Source organism: Actinopolymorpha sp. B17G11 (assembly GCF_040196095.1).
Lineage (GTDB): Bacteria > Actinomycetota > Actinomycetes > Propionibacteriales > Actinopolymorphaceae > Thermasporomyces.
Genome location: NZ_JBEFTW010000022.1, coordinates 67,726 through 92,461 on the forward strand (window position 1 = coordinate 67,726; position 24,736 = coordinate 92,461).

Sequence of the window (24,736 nt, forward strand, 5' to 3'; positions counted from 1 at the left end):
GTCACACCGTGTCGGGAGTGGCGGGATAGGCGCGGGTCTCGGCGGCCTTGACGGCGGCCCAGACCCGCTGGCCGATTACGAGATCGAGGGCGGCCGCACCGGCCGGCGTGACATCGGCGGCCACGACGATCGGCCCGTCCAGCCCGATCCGCAGGTTGTCCCCGTGCCGCTGGACACCGGTGACGGTGGCCGGCCAGGTGTTGCGCGGGCTGCCGTCCGGGCGGGACCGGTGCAACGCGACGGCGGACGGCGGGAAGGCGACGAACGCATCGCCGTCGACGCGGTCCGCCACCGCGAGCGCAAGGTCCGAGCCGACGACGACGGTCAGCCCTTCGGCACGGCCGCGGTAGAGGTTGAGGCCGACGAGGCGGGCCACATAGTCCGTCCGCGGCTGGGCGGTCACCGTGGCGGCGTCACCGACCTGCACGACCCGGCCGTCCTCGAGGATGACCAGCCGGTCCGCGAGGACCAATGCGTCGAGCGGGTCGTGGGTGACGAGCAGGGTGGCGCCGTTGTGCGCGCGGAGGTGGCGGTGCAGGTCCGCACGCGTGTCGAGCCGGGTCCGGGCGTCGAGGGCCGCGAGCGGCTCGTCGAGCAACAACAGGCTCGGGTCGACCGCGAGCGCCCTCGCCAGCGCCACTCGCTGCGCCTGTCCGCCGGAGAGCTGCCGCGGCTTGCGCCGTGCGTACTCCGAAAGACCGATCCGGTCGAGCCAACCCGCAGCCTGCGCGCGGGCCTGCCGCCGCTCTACCCCGTGCCGGCGAGGTCCGAACGCGATGTTGTCAAGGGCGCTCAGGTGCGGAAACAGCAGGTAGTCCTGGAAGACGACGCCGATCGAGCGGAGCTCCGGCGGCGTCCACACGCGGCCGGCTGGCCGGTCGAGGTCGTGCCCGCCGAGGGTGACGTGCCCGGCCGTCAGCGGGTGCAGACCGGCGAGCGCGCGAAGGGCGGTCGTCTTGCCGGCGCCATTGGGCCCGAGCAGCGCGACGACCTCGCCGGCGTCGATCCGCAGCTCCAGGTCGAGCCGGAACGTCTCCCGCTCCACCACGACATGAGCGTCCAGCAACGGCTCCCCGGTCGCTGGCTGCCCGCGCCCCTGCCGTCGTTCGTACGTACGGTCGCGATCCGTGCCGGTCATGGGGTGGTCATCCAGCGGTCACGGAGGCTGACGAGGATCGCGACGGACACGAGAAGCAGCACCAGGCTGAGGACGATCGCCGCCTCCAGGTCGGTCTCCAGTGCGAGATAGACCGCGAGCGGCATGGTCTGCGTACGGCCTGGGAAGTTGCCGGCGAACGTGATCGTCGCGCCGAACTCACCGAGCGCTCGCGCCCAGCACAGCACCGCACCGGCGGCGACGCCGGGAGCGACGAGCGGCAACGTCACGTGCGTGAACGTGGTCCACCGCCCGGCTCCGAGCGTCGCCGCCGCTTCCTCGTAGCGGGCGTCCGCGCCGCGCAATGCGCCCTCCACGGCGATGACGAGGAACGGCATCGCGACGAACGCCTCCGCGAGCACCACACCCGCCATGGTGAACGGCAGCGTGAGACCGAACGCGGCGTCGAGCCACGTGCCGACCAGGCCCTGACGGCCGAACACGAGCAGCAGCGCCACCCCGCCCACCACCGGCGGAAGGACGAGCGGCACCGTGACCAGGGCCCGCACCAGCCGCCGGCCGGGAAACGGCGCGCGGGCGAGCAGCCACGCGAGGGGTACGCCGAGTACGAGGCAGAGCAGAGTCGCCAGGGTGGCGGACTGCAGGGACAGCCGGAGCGCGGTGAGGACTCCTGGCCCGGCGAGCCGCTGCGGGAGCGTGGTCCAGGGCGTACGCACGACGAGACCGACCAACGGCAGCACCAGGAAGAGCAGGCCCAGCCCGGCCGGGACCAGCAGGGCGAGAGGAACCCGGGCGGCCCGCCGAGGTGCTCCGGTGGTCATGGGCGGCTACTCGTCCGGCGACTGGAAGCCGGCCTCGCCGAGCACGGCCGCACCCTCGCCGGAACGTACGTACGAGACGAACGCCATGGCCGCGACGGCGTTGGGTGCGTCCTTCAGTACGACGATCGGGTAGTCGTTGATCGCGCTTGCAGCCTCCTCGAAGGCGACTCCGTCCACCTCGCCCGCGGCCGCGTTCACGTCCGTGCGGTAGACCAGCGCGGCGTCGACCTCGCCGAGGGTCAGCTTGGACAGTGCGCCCTTGACGTCCTGCTCGAGGGTCACCGGAGTGAGGTCGACCTCGCCGGCGTCGAGCGCCGTCAAGGCGGCGGCGCCACACGGCACCTGCTCGGCGCACAGCGCGACCTTCACGGCGGGTTTCGCCAGGTCGGCAAGCCGCTTGATGCCGCCCGGGTTGCCCTGGGGAACAGCGATGACGAGCTGGTTCCTGACGAACACGGCCGGCTCGCCGGTGCCGTTGCCCGCGTCGGCGACCGCCTCCATCGAGGCCGGCGCGGCCGAGGCGAACACGTCGGCCGGCGCGCCCTGGTTGATCTGCGTCGCCAGCGCCGAACTGCCGGCGAAGTTGAACGTCACCGTCACCCCGGGATGGGCAGCCTCGAAGTCCTTGCCGATCGTCGTGAACGCCTCCGTCAGCGACGCCGCCGCGAACACCGTGACCGTGCCGGTGAGCGTCGAGGCTCCGCTCTCGGGTTCCGGACTGGTCGTGCTGGCGGCGTCGGGTCGATCCCCGCCACACCCGGGCAGCCCCACCAATGCCAGCGCGGTCACCGCCGCGAGCCCGACCACCGTCGTACGTATCCCACCGGATCTCACGGGCGGGACCTCCGTCTGCTGCCCCCGGCGGCGAAGTCACCGGTCGGCACCCCGCCGGCCGCCCGTCGGCGCCCGGCCGTCATCGGGGCTTCTCCACTACGACCGTCGTCGACTTGATCACCGCGACAGCGATCGAGCCGACCTGGAGATCCAGCTCGTCGACCGCTTCGCGACTCATCAGCGACACCATCCGGAACGGCCCTGCCTGGATGTCGACCTGCGCCATCACCGTGTCCTTGGCCACGGCGGTGACGATGCCGCGAAGCCGGTTGCGGGCGGAGGAGTGCTCCGAGCGTTCCTCCTGCTCGCCGGCCTGGGATCGTGCGAAGCCGGCGAGGTCGACACCTTCGATCACCCGGTGCCCGTACCCGTCGCGAACCGCGGCGAGCCGACCAGCGTCGACCCACCGGCGTACGGTGTCGGCGCTGACGCCCAGCAGCTCGGCTGCCTCGCTGATCCGGAACGCTGTCACGCGGGCGATCCTAGCGCCGCATCTGCGGGCCCGTACAGCCGATATCCATGGCAAACTCTGCCGTAGACCTCTGCGAGCATCGCACTTGCGGCAGCGCGCTGTGGTCCGGAACCTCGCCGGCACCTTCGACCCCGACCTCGTGACCCCACCTCCTGACCCGACCTCGTGACCCCACGTCCTGACCCGACCTCCTGACCCCGACCTCCTGACCCCGACTCGTGACCCCGACTCGTGACCCCGACGCCGTGGTGCGCAGGCCGAGGGCCGGCCTCGGTAACGTCAGGCCTTCGCGAGCGTCGGAGGTCAAGCGATGGCGGCGTACTTGCGCAGGCAGCTCCTGGGGCAGACGTTCACCGGCACGCCAGTCGAGGTGGTGGAGGCCGTCGCCGGCCTCAACGCCCAGACACCGCGGGCGCCGTCGGCCGGTCTGTGGACGAGGCTGGCCAGCTTCGACCAGGACGACCTCGACCGCGCGCTCAGGAGCTACCTGCTGGTGAAGGCCAACCTCATGCGTGGCACCGTGCACATGGTGACCCGCCGGCAGTACGTCACCTGGCGGCTCAGCCTGCAACCGATGCTCGAACGTACGGTCAACGGGTTCTGTCCTGGCCTGTGGCGCACCGTCGACCACGACAAGCTGCTCCGACGTGGCGCGCGGCTTCTCCGGGAGCACGACGGCCTCACACGCGCCGAGATCAGCGCGGAGCTGGGCCAGGAGTTTCCCCTGTCCGAGCCGCGGCAGTTGGGCTTCGCCGTACGCATGCTGCTTCCGGTCGTGCAGGTCGCTGACGACGTGTCCTGGCGACCCGCGCGGAGCCGCTACATCCTCGCGGAGCAGGCGTTCGACGACGTAGCCGGCTCGCGCCCGGAGTCGCCGGCCCGGGCGAGTGGGTCGACCACGTCCGGCGCCGCCGTTCATGATCAAGAGGCAGAAAACGGGGAAGTGAGGCCCGCAAATGCCCGTTTTTCGCCTCTTGATCATGAACCAGAAACCCCGGGACAGTCCGGTGAACTGCTTCCCGCGCCGCAGGGCCTGCCCGACTTGGTGCGAAGCTTCCTCCGGGCGTTCGGTCCCGCATCGAACGCGGATGCCAGCTACTGGTCAGGGGTCTCCCGGCTGGCACCAGTCCTGACGTCGGTCGGGACGCCATCGGTCGGGCGCCCAGCCGAGAGTACGGGTCCTGCGCGGGGGACCTGGTACGACGCCACCCAGCACATCGACGAGGAACCGCGGCGGTGTTACGTCCTGCCCGAGTACGACAACGTGTACTTCTGCCGCAAGGGGTCGGAGTCGCCGCTTGTCTCCGCCAAGAAGCGACTGGTCGGACCCGTAGGCCACATGACCGGCTCGCTGGTCTCCGCCGGAGAGGTGTGCGCCCAGTGGAAGTGGACCGTCGGCGCGGGCACCGTCACGCTGACCCCCTGGAGGGACCTCGACACGGACGAGGCGACCGAGTTCGAGCGGTTCCGCGCCTGGTGCTCCACCATCGACGCCGCCACCACCCGCCGGAGGTGAGCAGTCGTACGCGTGCGGCGAAACCCTGCTCGGCCGCCCAGCACAGCTGGTCCTGCGGGTGCGGCCCGAGCTGGCCGAGCGTCGTACCGCGGCGACGGCGCCACGTCCTCGCCGGCAAATGAGGCTCCCCTGACACATGTGTCAGGAGAGCCCAAATGACCACGCTGAGCAGGCCTGTGGAGTGCCGCACATGTCTCGACACCTTGCTGGGTTCCACAGGCCTGCTCAGCGTGGTCATTCGCCGTCGGGCCGGTGGGGCGAGGTCTGGCGCGGCGGCTCGACACGCGGGCCAGGCGGGTCCGATCAGCGCGGACGGCGGGCTGAGGTCAGCTGGACTCGCGGCGCGCCCGTGACGAGGTCTGGTACGCGGTCGCCTCGCGCAGAGCCGAGGGCCCGGCGAGAGAGCGGGAGATGCCGCGCGCGGCCGTTCGGACCAACGGCGCGAGGAACGCCGGATCCACCGAGCCGGCGTGTACCACCACGGACACGGCGGCGACCACCGTCCCGGACGCGTCACGTACTGGAGCGCCGACGGACAGGCTGTCGAGGGTCACCTGTCCGTCGCTGACGGCGATCTCCTGGCGGCGGGCCTCTGCCAGGATCGCGCGCAGGCGTACCGGATCGGTGAGGGTCTTGTCCGTGAACCGCTCGAACGGGCCGGCGAGGACGGTCTCCTGCACGTCGTTCGGCGCGAACGCCAACAGCACGAGTCCCGCACCGCTGGCCGGCAAGGGAAACCGCATGCCCACCCGGGTGTGGACGCCTACAGAGGTACGGCCGGCGAGCCGTTCGATGAAGACCAGCTCCGTGCCCTCGCGGACCGCCAGCTGAACCACCTCGTGAGTGACTTCGTACAGGTCTTCCATGAACGGCATCGCGGCGTCGCGCAACGCAACGCCGCGGGGTGCCAGGGCGCCGACCTCGTAGAGCCGGAGGCCGATCCGGTACCGGCCGTCGCTCCCTCGTTCGAGCGCGCCCCAGGCGACCGCCTCGGCGACGACCCGGTGGGCCGTGCTCAGGGCCAGCCCGGCCTTGCGCGCGATCGCGGAAAGGGTGAGCGCGTCGGCGTCCGTGGTGAATGCTCCGATCACACCGAGCACCTTGCCGGCCGCCGTAGGTGCGGCGTGCCGGCGGGCCGGCACGCCTCCCTGGCCACCAATCCTCGCGGCTGGTCTCTCCGACGGCACACCTGCTCCGCCAGCAGCCATGGCCGATCCACCCGCAGGCGTGGCGGATCCACCCGCAGGCGTGGCGGATCCACCCGCAGGCGTGGCGGATCCACCCGCAGGCTGTGCAGGTTCCACTGTGGGCTTGGCGATCATTCGCTCAGACTTCCAGGACCCGGGGCGGCCCGCACGCCGCGGCAGGCGGAGATGGACAGCCAGGCCCCCGGGCGATTGGCGAGCCGGGTCAGTTGCGCGCCCGTCGCCTCCGCGCGTTCGCCGCCGTCGTTGTCGGACGCGAAGGCGCCAGGCCGGCTTCCGTCAGACGGAAGGGCCACTGTCGGCGGCGCGAGCCCGTCCTAAGCTGGCGGCCGCGTCAGTCCGCGCGGCGTTCGTGGTCCCAGCCTGCCGCGTCACCTGTCAGGCAGTCGACCAGGACGGTCAGGTCGGTCGGCCAGGTCGGTCGGCCAGGTCAGTCGGCGGGGCAAGTCGGCCGGCCCAGCTGATCGGGCCAGCTGATCGGCCCAGCTGATCGGCCCAGCTGATCGGCCCAGTTGATCGGGCCAGTTGATCGGGCCAGTTGATCGGGGTCGCTCGTCGCGCCGACCGGCGCGGCGCCCGTCTGTACGTTCGAGCCCGGAGGTCACCACGATGACTCGTATCTCGCCGCCCTTCCGCGCCGACCACGTGGGCAGCCTGCTGCGGCCCGCCGCGCTCCTCGATGCGCGCCGACGGCACAAGGCCGGCGAGATCGACGGCGACACCCTGCGCGCCGCCGAGGACACCGCGATCCGCGATGTCGTACGCATGCAGGAAGAAGTCGGCCTGCAGACCGTGACCGACGGGGAGTTCCGGCGTACGTCGTGGCACATGGACTTCATCTACCAGCTCGGCGGGATCGACCCCACCGACGAGAAGCTCATGGTGCACTTCCGCAACGAGCAGGGCGAGCTGGACTTCGAGTCCGCAGCGCTGAAGGTCCACGACCGGATCACGCTGGCCGACACGATCTTCGCCGACGCGTTCACTTTCCTGCGCGACAACGCCAGCTCCGCCCAGACGCCGAAGCTGACGATCCCGTCGCCCAGCATGGTCCACTATCGCGGCGGGCGGGCCGCCATCGACCGATGCGTCTATCCGGAGCTCGACGGTTTCTGGGCGGACCTGACGAGCGCGTACGCCGAGCAGGTGCGGCGCGTCGCCGACCTCGGATGTACGTACCTCCAACTCGACGACACCAGCCTGGCCTACCTGAACGACCCGAAGCAGCGGGAACTGATCGCCAGCATGGGCGGGGACGCCGAGCACCAGCACGAGCAGTACATCCGCACCATCAACGCCGCGCTGGCCAACCGGCCCGACGGCCTGCGGGTGACCACGCACATGTGCCGCGGCAACTTCCGCTCGTCGTGGGCGGCCGAGGGTGGGTACGACTTCGTCGCCGAGGCGTTGTTCTCCGAACTGGACGTCGACGGATTCTTCCTGGAGTACGACGACGACCGCTCGGGCGGCTTCGCGCCGCTACGGTTCGTACCGCCCGGCAAGCAGGTCGTGCTCGGCCTCGTCACCACCAAGAAGGGCGCGCTGGAGGACAAGGACACGCTCAAGCGTCGGATCGACGAGGCCGCCCGTTACGTGCCGCTCGACCAGTTGTGCCTGTCGCCGCAGTGTGGGTTCTCTTCGACGGTGGAAGGCAACGTGCTGACCTATGACGAGGAGGTCGCGAAGCTGCGGCTCACCGTCGAGACCGCCCGCGAGGTCTGGGGGTGATCATGATCGTGATCATGAAAGTCTTGCGGCGTATACGCGACTTTCCCTTCATGGTCATGGACGTGTTCCCTGCTCTCACATGGAGCTCGCCTGCGCCCTGAGGCGATCGAGCGCCGACGGCGGTGGGCCGTTGTCCAGGCGCTGGCGAATCTGGTCGGCTGATCCCTCGGGGCTGAGTACCGACGTGTCGACCTCGAGGTCGTACACCCCGGGTTCGTGCACTGCCTGTTCCCACAGCTTCACCGGGTCGCGGACGGTGCCCTGCGCGTAGCCGACGCCACCCCACGTGGCGCGCCGGCGTTCCAGGACCACCTCGATCGGACACCGTACGCCGACGAACAACGCAGGCAGACCCTTCAACTGTTGCGCACTCGTGCGGAGAATGCCGCGCGGGACGGAGTACGCGTCGTGGTGCGCCGCATCGACCACCACGTTGACGCCCAGCCGGCTGTGCGTGGCAATTGCTTCGTACATGCCGCGATACAGCGTCACCACGAGTGACTCGAGATCGGGTCGTTCGCCACCCGGCCGCTGCCCTAATCCGGGCTGGAAGCGCGCTGGGGTCATTCGCTTGAACGTGTCGACTCCGAGGTTCATCCACACGCCCGCGAACCGCTCCTGGATCGCCGCAGCAATGCTGCTCTTACCCGAGCGTGGGGTTCCGTTCAGGATGACAATGGTGCCGGGCGCGTCTCCTCTGGACATGTATCTCCTTGTGCCGTTGGCCTTTGTCACACGAGGCAAGAACGCCGCGTACGCACACGCGAGGTCAGAAGGCGCGAGGCGCAGGCGGTGCGATGATCCACGGCTCGTTCAGTGGAGTGGATCGCCACCTCCAGACGCTGAGTTCGGGCAGACCGGGTGCATCAACCCGCCCCGTCAACCACCGCAGCGCCGTCCATGGGTCCACGTCGGCCTGGGCCAGCCTCGATTCGTGATGGGGAAACATCCGGGCGACGACACGTCCGCACACATCAGGAGGTGGTGCGAAGTCCACGCCGAGCCCGGTGGCGATGTCGTGTGCATGAACGAGCGCTTCCACGCATCCCCCGCCTGCGGATGCTGCCGGATCCGCCATTCCGTACGGATGGTAGGTGCGTACCTGCGGCGGCGAGGCGCGAACCACCATTGCGAGAATCCGCCCGGTCGCCGTCACGAAGTCAAGGACGCCATCAGGAGGCGCGTCGTTCATCGCCCCGGCGGCCCACCGCACGTATCGCGTACGAGCCCGGATCGCCAACTGGGACGCGTAGTGCGCGAGACACTGACCGAGGTGCTCAGCGGTCGACCAGCACGTCCAGTCCAGCGTCCCCGCACGAACCGTCCAGTTCCTGTCCACTGCCGGGCGAAGACTGTCGTCCACGCAGGTGATCACGGCGTCCAGATCATCGGCGGTGACCCGCACATGGTCCTCCATTCTCGGGAAACAGGCACGTCGATGTTCCGTCCGTACGTCGGCAGAATTCAAGTCTTGTATTCGGCCGTCGACGATGATTGATTGAAGAGGTAGGGGGAAGCTGCCCGGGGTTCCACCGGGCCGAACAGCTGGTCGAGGCGGGCCGGGTCGAGCACCAACGACGGTAGAAGCCACCGGACTCGGCGGCTCTGTTATGTTCAGGCGTCCGGAGTAGCGCGTAACTACGCTCCGACCGAGCGCGGCCCACAAGGGGAGAGAGTGGTATCTGACGAGCGGATGGCCAAGGAGCTGTCTGGGACACTTGAGCGGACGTCCTTCACACACCTGGGTGTCGCCCATGCGGGCAAGGTTCGCGACAGCTACGTCAGCGGCGGAGTTCGCACGATCGTCACGACCGATCGGCAGTCCGCGTTCGACCGGATCTTGGGCACCATCCCCTTCAAGGGCCAGACACTGAACGCGATCGCAAACTTCTGGTTCGACGCCACGGCGGACATCGTTCCGAACCACCTGCTCGAGGTGTCTGATCCCAATGTCATCCGCGTTCGTGAGTGCGAGCTCGTCACGCTCGAGTTCGTCGTCCGGGCGTACATCACCGGAGTGACGAGGACGTCGTTGTGGTTCAACTACGACTCCGGTCAGCGCGAGGTTGCCGGCAATCGCTTGCCGGAGGGGTTGCGCAGGAACGAACGGCTGCAACAGCCGATCCTTACGCCCGCGACCAAGCTCGACGAGCACGACCGCAATATCAGTCGGGCGGATGCCATCGGCGAGGGACTGATCACTGCCTCCCTGTTCGACCGCATTGCCGATCTCAGCTTCGCCCTGTTCGCTCGGGGAACCGATGTGGCCTCCCAACGGGGGCTCATCCTCGTTGACACCAAGTACGAATTCGGTGTCCTCGGCGGGGACGTCTTCCTCATCGACGAGGTGCACACGCCGGACAGCTCGCGCTACTGGTATGCCGACACGTACGAGTCCTTGTTCGAGGACGGCAAGGACCAACGCTCGCTCGACAAAGAGCCCCTGAGAGAGTGGTTCGTGGAGCGTGGGTTCGATGGCGATGGCACGCCACCGGCGCTTCCAGACGATGTGCGGGTGGCAACAGCTGCCAGGTACATCGCTCTTGCCGAGGAGATCACTCAGCGGCCGTTCGAACCAACGCCTGACACTGCCGTCGACCGCGTGAACTCTGTCCTCGCCGATTAGGGACCCGCCTTCCGTGCGCTGCCTGTGGCTGCTGCGCGACAACTCGGGATGGCGGTTGTGACCTGCGCTGGCGTCATCTTCTGGGACTTCGACGGAACGCTAGGCTACGGCCCGCATGGGCCGGGTGTCGGCCGCCGAGTGGTGGGCCGAGTTGGAAGCGGTATTTGCCGAGGCGTTCAAAGGTGTTGGATACGTCGAGACGGCCGCCGAGCTGGCGCACTCGGCGGGCAGGTTCTACGCCGATGGCTCGCGGTGGGGTCTCTTCGAGGACACCATTCCCGTTCTCCAACAGCTGCGGGACGACGGCTGGCGGCATGCCGTGTTCTCGAACAACGTCCCGCAGCTCGAGACCAACCTCGGTCTGCTCGGACTGAACCAGGTCGTCGAGGTTGTCGTGTGCTCAGCGGCAATCGGCTACGAGAAGCCGCACCCTGAGGCATACCGGTGCGCTCTCCGCGCCGCCGGCCATCCCCGCACGCGGTGGATGGTCGGTGACAACTTTCAGGCGGATGTCGTCGGCGCCGAGCACGCCGGCATCCCGGCGATCCTCGTCCGAAGCGAACACCCCCAAGCACAACGCCGGGCAAAAGACCTCGTCGAGGCTGCTTCCATCATCACGGCTCGCCCCGCCGGGTTAAGCGCGGCTCCGGCACGCTCGGAGCGTGCCTCATGGTCCCCACGTGTCCGACTGTCGTTCCTTCGAACGCCACGCACTCCTGACACCAGGTGTCAGGAGCGCTCTGGCAGGGTCGACTCCGTCCACGCGTCCGCCCACACATCGGCCTCGACTGCCCGACCCGCTGAGCCAGGTTCTGCCGAGGTTTGGCCAGCCGGTCAGCGATCGGCTGATCGAGCGGACCGGCGGGTCGCGCGACGTGACAGGACACGACGAAGCTGGAGGCGGGTACATGGGCGACGGCCCACGAGAGTGGATCGCGGAGATCAACCACCGGACGGGCAGTGGCCTGTCCTTCGTCGAGGTCGCGGCACAGGGCGAGAGCGGAGGCGCGGCCTTCGTACGCTGGCCAGACGGCCGCGACGGCGTGGTCACCCACGCGCCCATTCCGCCGCGGCAGGCGCGGCAGACCGCCGAGGTCCTCGCCACGGTCCGCGCCGCGGGTCTGCCGGTTCCCCGTCACGACCTCGTTCTGGAACTCGCGGACGGCACCGCGGCAGTTGTGCAGGAACGCCTGCCTGGGTCACCGCCGAGGCGTACGGACGTCCATGCGATCGAGGCGATGCTGGCGATCAACGAACGCTTCGCCCGCCTGTTGGCCGATCGGCCCGACGTCGTGATCCCGCCCCTGTACCTGCGGAAGAGTGGTCCGGTGTTCCCCCGGCACGAGACACTGGCGGGCTACAGTGACCGCAGCCGACGGTTGCTCCGGTTGATCCGCGAAGTCGGCAACGCCGAGCGGCACGAGATGGCCGGCGATGATCTCGTCCACACCGATTTCACGGTTCCGAACGTCCTTTTCGACGACTCCGGCCAGGTCACCGGCGTCGTCGACTGGAACTTCGGCGTGGCACGTGGGGACCGCCACTTCGCACTCGTCGGGCTCCGCTTCGACCTCACCTGGGCCGCGGCGGCTCCGGATGGCGGATACAACGGTGTTGAACGAAAGGCCATCGACCGGGTGGATGAGGCCCTCGAGACCACGATGACCCCGCAGCTGCTACGCATGTACTGGGCGTACTGGACTCTGTACAAGCTCCACTGGGTGATCCGCTCCGGCATCCGAAGTGTCATCGATCTCCACCTCCGGTTGGGTGAGAGCCGCCTCCTGTGACCGTCGGGTTTGGCGGAGGTGGTGGTTGCGCAACGCGGCGACGGCGAGGGAACCCCTCTCCGCAGAGGTGCCCCGAGACTCCTGCCTCGGGCAGACTTGTCCGCTGTGAACATCGCGATCCGAACCGCGACGGGCGCCGACGCCGCGCGCGTGGCGCAGATCTACGTCGACTCGTGGAACGCAGGATTCGGTGACCTGATGCCGCCTCAGGCGCTCGACGACGACCGGATCGACCGCTGGACCGCGACCCTCACCACGGCGGCTTCCGTGGATCCGCAGCCTGCCGCCACGTCGGTCCGAGCCCAGACAGGACCGTGCATCGCGACGACCCCGCGTGCACCCCGATGGTGGGTCGCCGCTCGGTCCGGTGTGGTCGCCGGCTTCGTCGGCATCGGGCCCAGCCGCGACCCGGTGGACCCCGACCTCGGCGAGGTCGACACCATCGCGGTCGATCCGGCCCTTTGGCGCAGCGGCGTCGGCACCGTGCTCATGCGTACCGCCCTCGACGCACTTCGCGACGACGGCTACCGCGAGGCGATCCTGTGGACTCTCGCCGACTATGACCGCGGGCAGCGCTTCTACCTTTCGGCCGGCTGGACGCCCGATGGCGGTACGCGTGACAACGGTCACCAGGTGTCGTTCCGGCACCACCTCCGCGACATCCCTCGATAAGGCGAGGCACCCCACCGTTTCAGGGCCGCAGCGAGGGGCGTTCGCCCGGCTCCTTGTAACCCGCGAACAGCGGCCCGCCGGACCGGTCGAGTACACCGGTGAGGAAGCGGGCGATCGCGGTGGGGTCGGCGTGAGCCGCGAGCCAGCGTTCGGCAAGCTCGGGATCGTAGGCAATGAGCTCGCGCAGCAGCCACTTCCCGGTACCGGTCCAGCGCCCGTTGAGGGCGAGGACCCGTTCGCCAGCAGCGGCCCAGGCCGCGGCGGCGACCACCGTTCGTTCCGCCGGATCGGTGGCGTGGGTCAGATCATCGAGCAGATCGGTGAGCTGGTAACGGATTCGGTTGCGTTCGGTATCGGTCAACGGAGCCGGACCGCCCGCGAGGACGTTCGTACACAGAGTCTGGATCTCACCGGAATGTGTGCGATCGCCGACCAGGTGCACACCGGTGGCGACCATCCGGTTCAGGGCCGGGCGCCGATCTGGCAGTTCCTTGGTCAGGTAGTGGGCAAGCGTCTCCTCGTCGTGGACGAACAACTCGACCGGCCAGCCACGAAAGTGCCGAGAGGCACGGTGCGGTGCCTCCGGGTCGCCATCGGGCAGCAACACCACGATGTCGAGGTCGGAACCGGCCGTGCGGGGCGTCGTGATGACACTGCCGGACAGGAGCGCCCAACGCGCATGGGGAAAGGTCTCGACGACAACATCCCGCGCGTCGACGATCGGATCACCTCGGCCGTCTCGGCCATCGTGGCTCATCTCGCCAGCGTGGCAAGCTTTCGTGACTCGGCGCAAACCAATTGACCCTGCGAGCGAAGGGGCGTCATCCGACCCGGTAGCGCACGGGACCAGCCGGCATCCGGGCGTACGGGCTGAGCAGGCTGACCTCAGCTACATGGTCGCCGGGACTCATGTCGAGTGGCCACATCGGCTCCCGAGCCGGCAGGTCGGCAAGACCGCGGCCGTCGGCCACCGCGAACCCCCGTGGGTAAGGGTGATCGGTCCCGAACGTCAGCGCCGGCCGCTCCGCAGATCCGGCGACACCGATCCAGACCGACGACAGGTCGGGGTAGGCGGGCCGCGCACTCCTGAGCAGTCGCTCGGTGCCCAGCAGGAAGTGCTGTTGGAAGATCGGGGAGTACGAGTCGCTTGCCCAGGACAGATCGGACGACGGCGGTGACGTCAGCCCGGTCGTCTGCGCACTGGCGAAGTACTGCCACCAGAAGTCGGCGTCGTCAACCGACCCCGCCGCGTTGAGGAACCGTGGTCGCGCGCCGCCGCGATGGAATGCCTCCTGCAACTCGATCACGCCAAGGGGTTCGCCCGCGTCGTCGACCCAGTGGGCGCCGTTCTGACCGTCGAGAACGACCCACCGGCACGGTTCGTCGATCCACGCTTCCGCCACTGAATGCGCCGCCGCCACGCCGGCGTGGTGATTGCGGCGGAAAAGCCCCAACCAGCGGGCCGGAATCCGGTACGCGTTGAGTGCATGGCACAGCACGACGGAGTATTCGTCGCAGGCGAACCGCGCCCCCGCGTCGACGCGTGCGAGGATCTCGACGGCGTCGTACCGCTCCACGTGGTCGTTGGCGTGCTGCCACCGCCCGCTCACCCACTCCGTCAGCGCGCGTGCCGTCTCCCACCCGGTCGCGCCCGGCGCAGGGAGCAGCGGGGACAGCAGACGTTCGCGCTCGGGCGGAAGTCGGTAAAGCGTCACGGCCAGGACGGGCTCGGGATCTGGCCACTCCAGCAACTCCACCGGCGGCGGGGGCACGCCACCGGTCAACTGGAAGAGTTCCCGCCAGCGCTCACCCACCGTTACCTGCCGACGTGGGTGGCGAGCCAGGCCGTCAGCGGGCGCATCCCGTCGTAGACCTCCCGGACCCGCTCGAGCACCTCAGGAGTGTGCAGCCACTCGTCGCAGCCCAGCTCGCGCGCCGCAACCAGCGTGCGATGTCGCAGCAACCCGGCTCGCGGATGATCGGCGGGATAGCCGCGCGGGGTCCGTTTCATGACATCGCCGGACACCTCGAATCCCTGCTCCCGAAGGACTTCCACGATGTCGGTGAGCTCCTTGCCACTGGCGTCGTCGGCGACCGCGGCGCGAAACAGCTCGGCCTGACCTGGCCTCGCCATCACCCAGCCGCCGTGGATCCCCAGGCCGTCGAGGTCGAAGCGCATGCCCAACTCCATGCGCCCCTCCAGCCGGATCACGCCACTTTGGTGCTGCCAGGGCCAAGGATGCGAACCGTAACCCCAGACCGAGAAGTCGTCGTACACCGGCTCGATGTCGGCGAGGTCCTGGAGCAACGCGATCATCGGCTCCCGCACCAGGCGGTCGCGGTCCTTGCGATGCCTCTCGCGGACGACCACCGCCGGGTCACCTTCGAGCCGGAGCAGGACGTCGAAGGCCTCCTCGGGCCATCCCGTGAATCGTCTACCCATGCCGCGCCATTGTGGTGCCCACCACCGACAGGCGCTGTCAGGCTCCGAGGCCCGTGACCTGCTCACCTCGTATCAATCAGTCAGAACCTGCATCCGGTCGCGCGCGAGGTTTCCGAGGTCGCGCGGATCATTCTCGAGCAAGCGGGATGGGCGGCAACCCGCGCACAAGGGCCTGAGTCGGTCGGTAACGCGCGCGGTTGCCGACGGCCGTTATCGCGGTGCGGCGAGTGAGCGGCCGCGGGTAGCCTGCCCCGATGCGGTCGATTCCTGAGTTCCTGCTCGTCGCGATCCTCCTCACCGTCACGCCGGGACCCGCCACTGCGGCCATCGTGCGTACGGCCGCGAAGGACGGTCGGGCAGCGGCGCAGGGCACTGTGGCCGGCAACAGCATTGGTGTCCTTCTGTGGGGTGGACTGTCGGCCGTCGGCGTCTCAGCCCTGATCCTCGCCTCACAGATCGCATACGACGTGCTGCGGATCACCGGAGCCGTTGTCCTCGTCGTCCTGGGCCTCCGGTCGCTGCTCGCCCGCAGGCGGGAGGGCGAGCCGATCGGTGTCGACCCGCGTACCCGCCAGCCGGTGGGCCGGATACGGGCGGCCTTGGCGGGCGGTCGGATCGGTCTCGTCACGAGCGTGTGCAATCCAAAGCTGGCGGTGTTCTTCGTGGCGCTCTTCCCACAGTTCCTGGAGCCAGGGACCGCAGTCCTTCCCGCCGCGTTGGCAATGGCGCTCGTCATCGTGACGCTGGACATGTTCTGGTATTCGACACTCATCTACGCCGTACACCGGATGCGGATCCTGCTCCGGCCGCGCGTCCACCAGTGGATGGAACGCGTGACCGGTGGAGTCCTTGTTGCGTTGGGCATTCGGCTCGCCGTCGACACCAGATGACGTACGCATGAGCGGTCTGCGTCGCTACGTCGCAGCGGCGTAAGCAGGCCGGAGCGCGGCGGCCCGCTCGTGTTGCTCAACCAGGCTCGCGGTGCGCCTCGTCGCCCCGGCCGCGCCGAACTCCTCGCCATCCCAGCAGGAGATCACGTGGATGTGCAGGTGCCACACGTCCTGACCGCCCGCGGGTTCATTGTGTTGGCGTACGGCAATGCCGTCGCATCGGTCGACCGTCAGCAACGCGGACGCGGCTCGCCGCGCGGCCGGTAGCAGGTGTGCGCCAAGGTCGTCCGGGAGCACGTAGAGGTTCTCGACGTGCCGTGCGGGGACGACCATGAGATGGCCCGGCCGGCCGTTCCAGCTTGCTGGATTGACAATCACGCCGACGTGCTCATCCTGATGCACGATCCCGCCGGGCGTACTGATGTCGGTGTCCTCGCCACACAGCAGCCGGCAGAACGGGCAGACGTAGTCGTTCGGTTCATGGCGACGCATGATCGGGGACCATATCGGTCCGGGGTTTCACCGGACCCCTGCGAGAGCTAGCCCACCGGGGCCGCCGGATGAGCGACGGAATTCGCCGACCACTACGAGCGCGGTGGTCCCTCTCCTCAAATACACCATGAACGACCCGCGGATAACAAGACTTCACATTTTCCGGAGGAGGAGCCACAGTTGCCGGCATGGTGTTCCAGCAGACGACGGATAGGCCAGCACCGGAATTCCGCGACCTTCCGCCCGTGATCTGGATCGGCGGTGGCAGCGGTGCAGGCAAGTCGACCGTCTCCCGGGCCCTCGCCTACCGCTTTGACCTGGCGTGGTATCGCATCGACGCATGGGGGTACGCACACCGCGACCGCCTCATCGCCAAAGGCAAGCTCCATGCCGATGCCGCGGCGGAGACCCATGACCAACGCTGGCTCACACCAAGCGTAGAGAATCTCGTGGACAGGTTCGCGGAGGGCTCTGTGCATGGCTTTCCGCTGATCCTCGAGGACCTGCGCGCCATGCCGACCGACATTGCGGTGATCGTCGAAGGGCCACAGTTGTTCCCCGAGCTCGTTGCACCATATTTGCCGGACCCGGGTTGGGGGCTCTGGCTTCTGCCGACCCCGGAGTTTCGGCGCGCCGCGCTGGCATCGCGCTGGAATGCCTCGCGCTCCACGTCCGACGCCGAGCGCGTCCAGGAGAAGCTGCTGGCCCGCAACGATCTTCTCGACGCTCGGGTCCGTTCGGAGGCGACCGCCCACGGCCTACGCGTCGTGGAGGTCGACGGCGCACGAGACCTGCCGACCATGATCGACCATGCGGCGGACCTCCTGGCACACCCGCTCGCGAACGCTCCGCGGGCGCGAACTGGGCGGCAGCGTCGGGCTCTCCGACGGTCGGAGAACGACTCCATGATCACCAATGTCAGGGCATGGCTCGCCGACATCGGACCAACCGGTCCACCGGACCCGCTGCTGTTGCCGTTCGCCTGTGAGTGCGATCGGCTCGGCTGCACGGCCGAGGTCGAACGAACGCCCGCCGACCACGAGGCACTGCGCGCCGCCGATCGCCGCATCACCGCGCCAGACCATGCGGTCCCGGCCGATGAGCCGCGAGCAGCCCCGTAGCTCACGCCTGGTGAGTGTGTATCAGGTGGCCAGTTGCGCATCATACACACTACAGTTAGCCTGGGGGTCGCTCGCGAGTGGATGAGGGGTCATGGCTCGACGCAACATCAGCATTCCCGACGAACTGAACGAGCGCCTGGAGCGCCTTCGCGATCGGGTGAACGCGTCAAAGGTGTGCGCCATCGCGCTGGAAAAGGAGCTGGGCATGATCGAAGGCCAGACGCTGGCCCCGGACGTGGACGAGGCGAAGGTCGCGCGGCTCGTCGAGCGGCTGCAGGCACAACAGGGCTGGAAGGATCGCTGGTACCAGCGCGGACGCAGAGACGGCGAAACCTGGGCGCAGGAAACGGCAACGCTCCAGGACCTGCGGGCGTTCGAGGAGAGTTGGTCCGAACTCGACCAGGTTCGCGTCGCGGACTTCGACCCGGAAGACCTGGAAGGCTGGGAGGACGAACTGCCCGAGGCCTTCCAGTCCAACGATCTTCGGCGGCAACCACCCGAGCTTCGAGGAGCGTACGTCCTCGGATGGTACGCAAGCGTGCAGGCTCTCTGGCGCGTGGCGAGAACGCGGCTGTAGGGCCCTCCTGGTCAGTGCTTCAGCGGGTCGTGGCCCCAGTTCATCAACGAGTACCGCCACCGGCTCTCCGTCACGTCCTTGGCCGGACGCTGCGCGAGATGACGCTTCACGTAGCCGACGACTTTGCGCATGTGGTCGACGTCCTCATCAGTCAGTTCGTTCTTGTTCTTGCCCAGCAGCGTGACGATTTTTCGGCCGGACTCGTGGCCCGTCGATTCGCCGCCGTCGCGGCGCTGGCCGACCGACTGGGACTTCTCGGTGGCGAGCCACCGCTCGAGTTCCTTTGCCGTCATGTTGACGGCTGCCTTCCAGTCGTTCCAGATGGCATCGACAGACGAGGACTTCACCATGTCAGGTCTTCCGCTATCAGCGGCGGCTAAACGCGGTCGTGGATGCGACTCGTCCACCAGCCGGCCGCACGCCGCTCCTGCTGTCTCGGCGGTCGGGCAGGGACCGGACGATGAACGCGAGGCCGAGAGCGATCCCGAACACCCACCAGACAAGAGCGCGCAGCGACGCCGCGAAAGCGTCGTAGGCCGCCTCGCCGAGCACCCGCTGGTCGGGGGCGAGCGAGGTCAGGGTCGGCTCGCGGGCCATGGCGATTCCGAGGACGAGGACGGCCATCGCGACCGTGGTCCCGGCCAAGACCGCCAGGAGCGTACGCCGGCTTGGCGACGCGGCAAGCGCCACCAGGAAACTTCCGGCCCCGATCACGGGAAGGATCACCCCGAGAATCGCCACCACGTCGTACCACCTCTGAGCCTCGGCGAGAGGCGCGGACTCGACGACCACGAACCGAAGAGACGGCGAGCGTACGTCCCGGACGGCGTCGAACCCGTCGTCGACCAGTCGCCGCTTCGCCTCCTCCACCAGCGGAGTCAGCTCGACGATGATCGGGGTGTTGCGCGGTGAGCCGGTGGCGATGGCGTCCCGGGCGTCCCTCAGCGCGGTCGTCCAGACCTGCGTCGCGACCGGACTGTCGAGCGTCTCGCGGACGTCCTTCTCGATGAGCGCCGCAAGTGCCGCCTCGGTCGGATCGAGGACGCTGCCCAGGTGCCGGCGGACCAGAGAGCGCGGAATCCCCAGGCCGGCAAGGGCATCGACGGTGCCGTCGACGATCTTCGGCAGGTCGGCCTGTCGTCGGATGTCGTCGGTCACCCGGGTCGCGATGGCCGCCTGGATCTCAGGATCCTTGATCAGCGGTCCGGCGGTCTCGGCGTACCCCTCGGTGCGCAGCTCCTGGCCCGCCCAGATCACGGGGACGGCGGCGAGAACAGCCAGGCTCCCCACCAGCACAAGCACGCCCGCCAACATGTCGCGGACAGTCATGCCCGCCAGAATCTCACGGCGAGCCCGGCGTGCCGGTGCGCTTCCCTGCCGGCACGTCCACGTGCGGCCACGCTGCTGGGCGTTCAGCGGCGATTGGGAGGTTATGACCCGGACGTGGTGGCTTGTGACCATCCGTCGGGTGACTGAGCAGTGGGACTGCTGAAACCGAGCGGATTCTTCTGTTGGACGTCTCACCGGGAAGGCGCGCAAGATGGGCACCATGGACTTCACTCAACTCGGTCGCACCGGCCTCAAGGTCAGCCGCCTCTGCCTCGGCACCATGAACTTCGGACCGCACACCTCCGAAGCCGACGCGCACGCGATCATGGACGCGGGCCACGACAAGGGCATCAACTTCTACGACACCGCCAACGGCTACGGGGGCGAGGGTCATCGTGGCCGCACCGAGGAGATCATCGGCCGGTGGTTCGCCCAGGGCGGCGGGCGGCGGGAGAAGACCGTCCTCGCCACCAAGGTCTACGGCGACATGGCCAACAACTGGCCGAACTCCGGGCGCCTCTCCGCCCTGAGCATCCGCCGGAACCTCGACGCGAGCCTCAAGCGGCTGCAGACCGACTACGTAGACCTGTACCAGTTCCACCACATCGACCGGTACACGCCGTGGGACGAGATCTGGCAGGCCCTCGAGGTCGCCGTCACCCAGGGCAAGGTCCTCTACGTCGGCAGCAGCAACTTCGCCGGCTGGCACATCGCCCAGGCGCAGGCCGCGGCGGAGAAGCGCAACTACCTCGGCCTGGTCAGCGAGCAGTCGAAGTACAGCCTCCTCACCCGTGCCATCGAGCTCGAGGTCATCCCCGCCGCGGAGCACTACGGCCTCGGCATCATTCCGTGGTCGCCGCTCGCCGGCGGACTGCTCGGGGGCGTCCTCGGCAAGGTCGAAGGAAAGCGCCGGCAGCAGGCCGAGGCGATCGAACGCCACCGGCCGCAGCTCGAGCAGTTCGAGAGCCTCGCCGCCGAGCTCGGTCACCAGCCCGGCGACGTCGCACTCGCCTGGATCCTCGCGCAGCCCGCGGTCACGGCGCCGATCATCGGGCCCCGCACCATGGACCAACTCGACGCCGCGGAGCGCGCACTCGAGATCAAGCTGGACGACAAGGCACTGGGTCGCCTGGACGAGATCTTCCCCGGTCACAAGACCGCGCCGGAGGACTACGCCTGGTAGGACCCGTACGAAGGGGTTGGTCGCGTCGTACGGCAGAACGGCGCGACCAACCGACCACGCCAGCGGGTCGGCGACACACCACGTGCCGCCGACCGGTACCGTCGCTGAACGCGAGGGGCGGCTCCCTCGCCCACCGTGGCCCGCCTACGCGAACCCGGTCTGCCGGCGGGCGTCCTCGATGATCTGGATCTGGCGCCGTACGCTCGCAGCCGTCACGAACACCTCGGCCCCCTCGCGAAGCGTCGACTCGAGCTTGTCGTAGTACCGCAGCGCCGCGGAGCGGGTCCTGCGGCCGAGCGTGCGGACCTCCTCCTCCCAGCTGATCTGCTCACCCGTGCCGTACCGCCGTCCCGCTGCCGGACCCTCGTTGAGTTCCAGCGCGCCCAGCGAGTCCGGATCGAACCACCGCAGCGTGAACGTCGTACCGTCGCCGACGAGCGCTCCGGTCGTGCCGGAGAGCTGCCACGCGGGTTGCGGCAGCGCCACGCAGAAGCTCGACTCGATGTCGGCCAACGGGCCACTCCCGCCGCGCAAGCAGAGCTTGACGTGATCCTCGGCGTCGCCGAGACCGACCGTGTGCCGCAGGTCGGCGTACACCTCGATCGGTCCGTCGCCGAGAAGCAGGAGCACCTGGTCCATCAGGTGCGGCACCGTGTTGGAGAGTTCGCCGCCGCCGTACTTCCGCAGCATCTGCCAGTCCGCGCGCCGTTGGAACCGATGGGACGTACGACGGACCATCACGAGATCGCCCAGGCGCCCGGACGCGAGGACCTCCTGGACGTACTCGAAGTCGGCGTCGAGCCGGCGCGGCTGGTAGCAGGTCAGCACCCGGTCGGCGGCCTTGGCTGCGGCGATCATCTGGTCGACCTCGGCGGCGGTCCCGGCGAACGGCTTCTCGACGACGACGTGGCGCCCCGCCTCGAGGGCGGTGATCGTCAACGGAACATGGGTGTGCGACGGGGAGGCCACCACGACGACATCGACGTCGGCGTTCGCGAGCAGCTCTTCGGGCTCGGTGTACGTCGCGCAGCCGAAGCGTTCCCGCGCCTCCCCCCGCCGGTCCTCGACCGGATCGGCCACGGCCGTCACGTCGAAGCCGTCGTGCTCGGCGATGGCGTCGGCGTGGATGTTCCATCCACTTCTGCCGAGGCCGAGAATGCCGACCCGGAGCGGTGCGTCGGGCATCGCGTGGTCCTTTCGGTCGAGGTTCGTCGCTTGCCAGCCTGCCGGCTTGGTTGGTTCCGGGCCAAGCGGACCGACCAGTCACGGCCAGCGGACCGGGAGAAACGATCAACGGCGGCGGCACCCGACACGTGGCGGGTGACTTGTCCCAGGTCTGGAGCTCGTCCCGATCTTGTCCCGATCTGGACGAGCTCCAGGCCATCGGCCACCGGTAGCCGCCGCCGTCCAGATCCCGGGCCTGGGCGACAGGTCGCCGACGGCGTGGCGCACCCAGACGTTGGGTTCGACGTAGACCGCGTGCCCGGCTTGCGTGTCGCACTGCACCGGCACCAACGCGTGCGGGACATCGACCGGACCGTCCTCGTCGACGGGCAGGCCGGTCCACCCTCGCCACCGGCTGAGCGAGGCCGCGATTACCCAGGACGTCGGCGCGACTCCGACGAGTTGGCCACCGGCGCGTACATGCGTACGCAGCCATGGGTCGTACGGCAGTCCGTCCGCGCGGACGCGCCCCGGAGTTCAAGGTGACGTGCATCGGCTACGCCCCGTCACTCATCGAGTCGGGAGGAGCATTCAATGTCTTGACGTACCGCCGGCAGACGTAGACCCGCCGGAACTGCTGCCGCAGCGACGCTTCGTGATCTCGAGACGCGTGCATGAACGCCGTCAGCGGCCTGCTCAACCCTGTTGGGGTTTCGAAGCCGGTCGCGTCGTCAGCGTCGACCTTGTGGACATGGAGATACGAGAAGCTTTCGACGAATCCGGCACGCTGGTACCACCGGTTCGCGGGCACGTCCTCCCGGGTCCACGCGTCGAGCGTGCTCACCGCGTAGCGTGCCAGTGCGGCTTCCGTCTTACGCAGAAGCGCGGTCGCGATGCCGCGTCGCGCATGATCCGGATGCACGGCGAGCACCTCGATCGTCGCGTTTGCCCCATCGACCTGGGCGTCCAGGATGCCCACGACCGACTTGTCGGCCGCCGCCACGTGGCGGACGGTCGGGTGGGCATATGCCGGACGTTCGGTCACGACATCGTCGTAGTAGTTGGTGTGGAAGAAGCTCTGCAGCCGACAGCGAAGCCAGCTGTCGGCATCTCGGTCCTGATACTCACGAATGACGTACGAAGCGCACACGGAAGAACTCCAGAGGGAAGCGAGAACGAGTCGGGTCCCACGCGACGGATCGCAGCGGGGCCGAAGGTCACGACGGCCAGACTCACTTCGAGCGCATCCCCCAGATCCTGCACGAGCGGTCGCCAGGTCGGCAAGAGCGTGTGCGCACTCCCCTACCAGTGATCATGATCGTGATCATGAAAGTTCGGCGGCGGATAGCCGACTTTTTCTTTCCTGATCATGGATCAGCCCTTGTTTTGCAGGGCTTTCGGGCGTTCGGTTGTCGGTGGTCGGGTCTATGTTTGAGATCATGGAAACGGCGACGACGACCGCTTCGCACCCCGGCACGGGAGCCCGTGACGCCGGCGTCGGCGAAGCGTCTCGACACCCGCTGCCGGTCCTGGTGGAGCGGGTGCGTGCCCGGTTCGGTGCGGAGTTGCCGCCGGTGCTGTGGTCGATGTCCGACGACGACGTGGCTAAACTTCTCGTCGACCTGCAGGGGCTTGCTGCTCAGGTCGACGCAGCTCTGCTCGCCGCAGTCCGCGAAGCTGACCGCCGCGACCTGGGCAGGACCGCTGGCGCCACCTCCACCGCGAGCTGGGTCTCCGGACTGCTGAGGATCCGACCCGGCCACGCCAGCCGGAAGGTGAAACTCGCCCGCGACCTCGACACCACCCTGATCCTCACGCAGTCGATGGTGAACACCGGCGAGATCAGTGTCGAGCATGCCGATGTCATCGCCCAGACCCTCCGCGACCTACCATCCGAGGCGGGCCCGGACGTGCGGTACGAGGTCGAACAAGCCATGCTGGACCACGCGCGGGTCTTCCACCCCAAGGATCTCGCGAAGATCGGCGCCACCATCCTCGAGATCGTCGACCCAGAGCTGGCCGACCGGGTGTTGGCCAAGAAACTCGCTGATCATGAAGCCAGAGAACTCCGCCGGCGGGAACTGTCCATCAGTGACGATCCCTACAGCACGAGCAGTTTCCTCCGCGGCAAGCTCGACGCCGAGACCACCGAGCTCCTTCGCGTCGCCCTCGAACCACTTGCCAAGCCCCGACCGACGACCGCAGACGGACCCGACATGCGGACCAGCGCGCAACGGATGGGCGACGGGTTCCACGAACTGCTCCGTCGCTACCTTGGCTCACGACAGTCACCCACTCACGCCGGAGAGAAGCCACACCTCGTCATCACGGTCACCGACGCCAACCTGATCAACGCACCGGCTACGCATCCCTGCTCCACACCGGCACCCCGATCTCCGCTCGTACCGCCCAACGCGTGGCGTGCGATGCCAAGATCAGCCTCTGGGGCACCATCAACAGCGAACCGGTCCTCACCGACGGCACCCGCCTCTTCACCGGCAAGACCCGTCGACTGTTGGAGCTACGAGACGGCGGCTGCGCATTCCCCGGTTGCGACCGACCGCCGTCGTGGTGCGACGGACACCATGTCACAGCCTGGCTCCATGGCGGACCGACCACCGTCGGAAACGGCGTCTTGTTGTGCGGATACCACCACCGGCTCATCCACCAAGGAGCCTGGCAGGTTCGTATCGCCGACGACGGCATGCCGGAGTTCATTCCGCCCGACTGGATAGACAAGAACCGCGACCCGTTAC

Annotated in this window: 25 protein-coding genes and 1 pseudogene; 11 read left to right on the forward strand and 15 right to left on the reverse strand. The window is 68.4% G+C overall.

Annotation, left to right across the window (positions count from 1 at the left end):
* Position 1: 1 nt before the first annotated feature.
* The 4 genes from ABN028_RS21655 to ABN028_RS21670 all read right to left on the reverse strand — a co-directional run bounded on the left by ABN028_RS21655 (position 2) and on the right by ABN028_RS21670 (position 3,244).
* A complete protein-coding gene (locus ABN028_RS21655) occupies positions 2-1,138 on the reverse strand; it encodes an ABC transporter ATP-binding protein (RefSeq protein WP_349697881.1) in 1,137 nt (378 codons plus the stop codon).
* Entirely contained in the window at positions 1,135-1,938 is an 804-nt protein-coding gene (locus ABN028_RS21660) for an ABC transporter permease (protein ID WP_349697882.1), read from the reverse strand. The genes ABN028_RS21655 and ABN028_RS21660 overlap by 4 nt, the downstream gene beginning before the upstream one ends.
* Before the next feature lie 6 nt (positions 1,939-1,944).
* Positions 1,945-2,772 (reverse strand): molybdate ABC transporter substrate-binding protein, encoded by an 828-nt coding sequence (modA, locus tag ABN028_RS21665; protein WP_349697883.1) that lies wholly within the window; start codon positions 2,770-2,772, stop codon positions 1,945-1,947.
* Between the two features lie 79 nt (positions 2,773-2,851).
* Entirely contained in the window at positions 2,852-3,244 is a 393-nt protein-coding gene (locus tag ABN028_RS21670) for a TOBE domain-containing protein (RefSeq protein ID WP_349697884.1), read from the reverse strand.
* Positions 3,245-3,554: 310 nt separating this feature from the next.
* On the opposite strand from ABN028_RS21670, the gene ABN028_RS21675 reads away from it, so the two are divergent.
* Entirely contained in the window at positions 3,555-4,760 is a 1,206-nt protein-coding gene (locus tag ABN028_RS21675; protein WP_349697885.1) for a DNA glycosylase AlkZ-like family protein, read from the forward strand.
* A gap of 326 nt (positions 4,761-5,086) precedes the next feature.
* On the opposite strand, the gene ABN028_RS21680 is transcribed toward ABN028_RS21675, so the two are convergent.
* Positions 5,087-5,902 carry an IclR family transcriptional regulator gene (locus ABN028_RS21680; RefSeq protein WP_349697886.1) on the reverse strand — a complete coding sequence of 272 codons (816 nt, stop codon included), beginning with the start codon at positions 5,900-5,902 and terminating at the stop codon, positions 5,087-5,089.
* A gap of 672 nt (positions 5,903-6,574) precedes the next feature.
* Here ABN028_RS21680 and ABN028_RS21685 point away from each other — a divergent pair.
* On the forward strand, positions 6,575-7,693 hold the full coding sequence (locus tag ABN028_RS21685; RefSeq protein ID WP_349697887.1) for a 5-methyltetrahydropteroyltriglutamate--homocysteine S-methyltransferase: 1,119 nt from the start codon (positions 6,575-6,577) through the stop codon (positions 7,691-7,693).
* A 75-nt stretch (positions 7,694-7,768) separates the two neighbouring features.
* On the opposite strand, the gene ABN028_RS21690 is transcribed toward ABN028_RS21685, so the two are convergent.
* Both ABN028_RS21690 and ABN028_RS21695 read right to left on the reverse strand, forming a co-directional pair.
* Positions 7,769-8,398, reverse strand: a complete 630-nt coding sequence (locus ABN028_RS21690) for a chloramphenicol phosphotransferase CPT family protein (protein WP_349697888.1) — start codon at positions 8,396-8,398, stop codon at positions 7,769-7,771.
* A 64-nt stretch (positions 8,399-8,462) separates the two neighbouring features.
* Positions 8,463-9,098: a hypothetical protein gene (locus tag ABN028_RS21695; protein ID WP_349330935.1), complete on the reverse strand. Its 636-nt coding sequence runs from the start codon at positions 9,096-9,098 to the stop codon at positions 8,463-8,465.
* Between the two features lie 270 nt (positions 9,099-9,368).
* On the opposite strand from ABN028_RS21695, the gene ABN028_RS21700 reads away from it, so the two are divergent.
* The 4 genes and pseudogenes from ABN028_RS21700 to ABN028_RS21710 all read left to right on the forward strand — a co-directional run bounded on the left by ABN028_RS21700 (position 9,369) and on the right by ABN028_RS21710 (position 12,781).
* Positions 9,369-10,319, forward strand: a complete 951-nt coding sequence (locus ABN028_RS21700) for a phosphoribosylaminoimidazolesuccinocarboxamide synthase (protein ID WP_349697889.1) — start codon at positions 9,369-9,371, stop codon at positions 10,317-10,319.
* Between the two features lie 115 nt (positions 10,320-10,434).
* Positions 10,435-10,893, forward strand: a pseudogene (locus ABN028_RS35435) (HAD family hydrolase); the annotation flags it as partial.
* A gap of 334 nt (positions 10,894-11,227) precedes the next feature.
* Entirely contained in the window at positions 11,228-12,109 is an 882-nt protein-coding gene (locus ABN028_RS21705; RefSeq protein WP_349697890.1) for a phosphotransferase, read from the forward strand.
* Positions 12,110-12,214: 105 nt separating this feature from the next.
* Positions 12,215-12,781: a GNAT family N-acetyltransferase gene (locus tag ABN028_RS21710; RefSeq protein WP_349330931.1), complete on the forward strand. Its 567-nt coding sequence runs from the start codon at positions 12,215-12,217 to the stop codon at positions 12,779-12,781.
* Positions 12,782-12,800: 19 nt separating this feature from the next.
* Here the strand turns inward: ABN028_RS21710 and ABN028_RS21715 are convergent, their stop codons facing one another.
* The 3 genes from ABN028_RS21715 to ABN028_RS21725 all read right to left on the reverse strand — a co-directional run bounded on the left by ABN028_RS21715 (position 12,801) and on the right by ABN028_RS21725 (position 15,224).
* Complete coding sequence (locus ABN028_RS21715; RefSeq protein ID WP_349697891.1) at positions 12,801-13,538, reverse strand: nucleotidyltransferase domain-containing protein; 738 nt, start codon at positions 13,536-13,538, stop codon at positions 12,801-12,803.
* A 64-nt stretch (positions 13,539-13,602) separates the two neighbouring features.
* Positions 13,603-14,595 carry a transglutaminase domain-containing protein gene (locus tag ABN028_RS21720; protein WP_349697892.1) on the reverse strand — a complete coding sequence of 331 codons (993 nt, stop codon included), beginning with the start codon at positions 14,593-14,595 and terminating at the stop codon, positions 13,603-13,605.
* A gap of 2 nt (positions 14,596-14,597) precedes the next feature.
* The gene (locus ABN028_RS21725) at positions 14,598-15,224 is read right to left on the reverse strand and encodes a DUF2461 family protein (RefSeq protein WP_349330928.1); all 627 of its coding nucleotides are present in this window, start codon (positions 15,222-15,224) and stop codon (positions 14,598-14,600) included.
* A 254-nt stretch (positions 15,225-15,478) separates the two neighbouring features.
* Here ABN028_RS21725 and ABN028_RS21730 point away from each other — a divergent pair, with 254 nt between their 5' ends.
* The gene (locus ABN028_RS21730; RefSeq protein ID WP_349697893.1) at positions 15,479-16,114 is read left to right on the forward strand and encodes a LysE family translocator; all 636 of its coding nucleotides are present in this window, start codon (positions 15,479-15,481) and stop codon (positions 16,112-16,114) included.
* 24 nt (positions 16,115-16,138) lie between these two features.
* On the opposite strand, the gene ABN028_RS21735 is transcribed toward ABN028_RS21730, so the two are convergent.
* Entirely contained in the window at positions 16,139-16,606 is a 468-nt protein-coding gene (locus tag ABN028_RS21735) for an HIT family protein (RefSeq protein ID WP_349330926.1), read from the reverse strand.
* 188 nt (positions 16,607-16,794) lie between these two features.
* Here ABN028_RS21735 and ABN028_RS21740 point away from each other — a divergent pair, with 188 nt between their 5' ends.
* Together ABN028_RS21740 and ABN028_RS21745 are read left to right on the forward strand one after the other, a co-directional pair.
* Positions 16,795-17,727 (forward strand): hypothetical protein, encoded by a 933-nt coding sequence (locus ABN028_RS21740; protein WP_349697894.1) that lies wholly within the window; start codon positions 16,795-16,797, stop codon positions 17,725-17,727.
* Between the two features lie 91 nt (positions 17,728-17,818).
* Positions 17,819-18,304: a hypothetical protein gene (locus tag ABN028_RS21745; RefSeq protein ID WP_349697895.1), complete on the forward strand. Its 486-nt coding sequence runs from the start codon at positions 17,819-17,821 to the stop codon at positions 18,302-18,304.
* 11 nt (positions 18,305-18,315) lie between these two features.
* Here the strand turns inward: ABN028_RS21745 and ABN028_RS21750 are convergent, their stop codons facing one another.
* Both ABN028_RS21750 and ABN028_RS21755 read right to left on the reverse strand, forming a co-directional pair.
* Positions 18,316-18,711: a DUF3140 domain-containing protein gene (locus tag ABN028_RS21750; protein ID WP_349697896.1), complete on the reverse strand. Its 396-nt coding sequence runs from the start codon at positions 18,709-18,711 to the stop codon at positions 18,316-18,318.
* A complete protein-coding gene (locus ABN028_RS21755) occupies positions 18,671-19,633 on the reverse strand; it encodes a hypothetical protein (RefSeq protein ID WP_349697897.1) in 963 nt (320 codons plus the stop codon). Before ABN028_RS21755 ends, ABN028_RS21750 begins: the two co-directional genes overlap by 41 nt.
* Before the next feature lie 220 nt (positions 19,634-19,853).
* On the opposite strand from ABN028_RS21755, the gene ABN028_RS21760 reads away from it, so the two are divergent.
* The gene (locus ABN028_RS21760) at positions 19,854-20,816 is read left to right on the forward strand and encodes an aldo/keto reductase (RefSeq protein WP_349330921.1); all 963 of its coding nucleotides are present in this window, start codon (positions 19,854-19,856) and stop codon (positions 20,814-20,816) included.
* Between the two features lie 144 nt (positions 20,817-20,960).
* Here ABN028_RS21760 and ABN028_RS21765 read toward each other — a convergent pair whose 3' ends face one another.
* Both ABN028_RS21765 and ABN028_RS21770 read right to left on the reverse strand, forming a co-directional pair.
* Positions 20,961-22,001 carry a Gfo/Idh/MocA family protein gene (locus ABN028_RS21765; protein ID WP_349697898.1) on the reverse strand — a complete coding sequence of 347 codons (1,041 nt, stop codon included), beginning with the start codon at positions 21,999-22,001 and terminating at the stop codon, positions 20,961-20,963.
* Positions 22,002-22,536: 535 nt separating this feature from the next.
* Positions 22,537-23,130: a GNAT family N-acetyltransferase gene (locus tag ABN028_RS21770; protein ID WP_349697899.1), complete on the reverse strand. Its 594-nt coding sequence runs from the start codon at positions 23,128-23,130 to the stop codon at positions 22,537-22,539.
* 289 nt (positions 23,131-23,419) lie between these two features.
* On the opposite strand from ABN028_RS21770, the gene ABN028_RS21775 reads away from it, so the two are divergent.
* Positions 23,420-24,715, forward strand: coding sequence for a DUF222 domain-containing protein (locus ABN028_RS21775; protein WP_349697900.1), 1,296 nt, complete (start codon positions 23,420-23,422; stop codon positions 24,713-24,715).
* The last annotated feature ends 21 nt before the right edge of the window (positions 24,716-24,736 follow it).

What these genes read in the sequence shown, in the direction of transcription:
- ABN028_RS21740 (WP_349697894.1), top strand. Translation starts at nt 16,795, where the DNA reads ATGGTGTTCCAGCAGACGACGGATAGGCCAGCACCGGAATTCCGCGAC.
- ABN028_RS21730 (WP_349697893.1), top strand. Translation starts at nt 15,479, where the DNA reads ATGCGGTCGATTCCTGAGTTCCTGCTCGTCGCGATCCTCCTCACCGTC.
- ABN028_RS21755 (WP_349697897.1), bottom strand. Translation starts at nt 19,633, where the DNA reads ATGACTGTCCGCGACATGTTGGCGGGCGTGCTTGTGCTGGTGGGGAGC.
- ABN028_RS21725 (WP_349330928.1), bottom strand. Translation starts at nt 15,224, where the DNA reads ATGGGTAGACGATTCACGGGATGGCCCGAGGAGGCCTTCGACGTCCTG.
- ABN028_RS21675 (WP_349697885.1), top strand. Translation starts at nt 3,555, where the DNA reads ATGGCGGCGTACTTGCGCAGGCAGCTCCTGGGGCAGACGTTCACCGGC.
- ABN028_RS21655 (WP_349697881.1), bottom strand. Translation starts at nt 1,138, where the DNA reads ATGACCGGCACGGATCGCGACCGTACGTACGAACGACGGCAGGGGCGC.
- ABN028_RS21745 (WP_349697895.1), top strand. Translation starts at nt 17,819, where the DNA reads ATGGCTCGACGCAACATCAGCATTCCCGACGAACTGAACGAGCGCCTG.
- ABN028_RS21760 (WP_349330921.1), top strand. Translation starts at nt 19,854, where the DNA reads ATGGACTTCACTCAACTCGGTCGCACCGGCCTCAAGGTCAGCCGCCTC.
- ABN028_RS21735 (WP_349330926.1), bottom strand. Translation starts at nt 16,606, where the DNA reads ATGCGTCGCCATGAACCGAACGACTACGTCTGCCCGTTCTGCCGGCTG.
- ABN028_RS21715 (WP_349697891.1), bottom strand. Translation starts at nt 13,538, where the DNA reads ATGAGCCACGATGGCCGAGACGGCCGAGGTGATCCGATCGTCGACGCG.
- ABN028_RS21775 (WP_349697900.1), top strand. Translation starts at nt 23,420, where the DNA reads ATGGAAACGGCGACGACGACCGCTTCGCACCCCGGCACGGGAGCCCGT.
- ABN028_RS21705 (WP_349697890.1), top strand. Translation starts at nt 11,228, where the DNA reads ATGGGCGACGGCCCACGAGAGTGGATCGCGGAGATCAACCACCGGACG.
- ABN028_RS21765 (WP_349697898.1), bottom strand. Translation starts at nt 22,001, where the DNA reads ATGCCCGACGCACCGCTCCGGGTCGGCATTCTCGGCCTCGGCAGAAGT.
- ABN028_RS21685 (WP_349697887.1), top strand. Translation starts at nt 6,575, where the DNA reads ATGACTCGTATCTCGCCGCCCTTCCGCGCCGACCACGTGGGCAGCCTG.
- ABN028_RS21660 (WP_349697882.1), bottom strand. Translation starts at nt 1,938, where the DNA reads ATGACCACCGGAGCACCTCGGCGGGCCGCCCGGGTTCCTCTCGCCCTG.
- ABN028_RS21690 (WP_349697888.1), bottom strand. Translation starts at nt 8,398, where the DNA reads ATGTCCAGAGGAGACGCGCCCGGCACCATTGTCATCCTGAACGGAACC.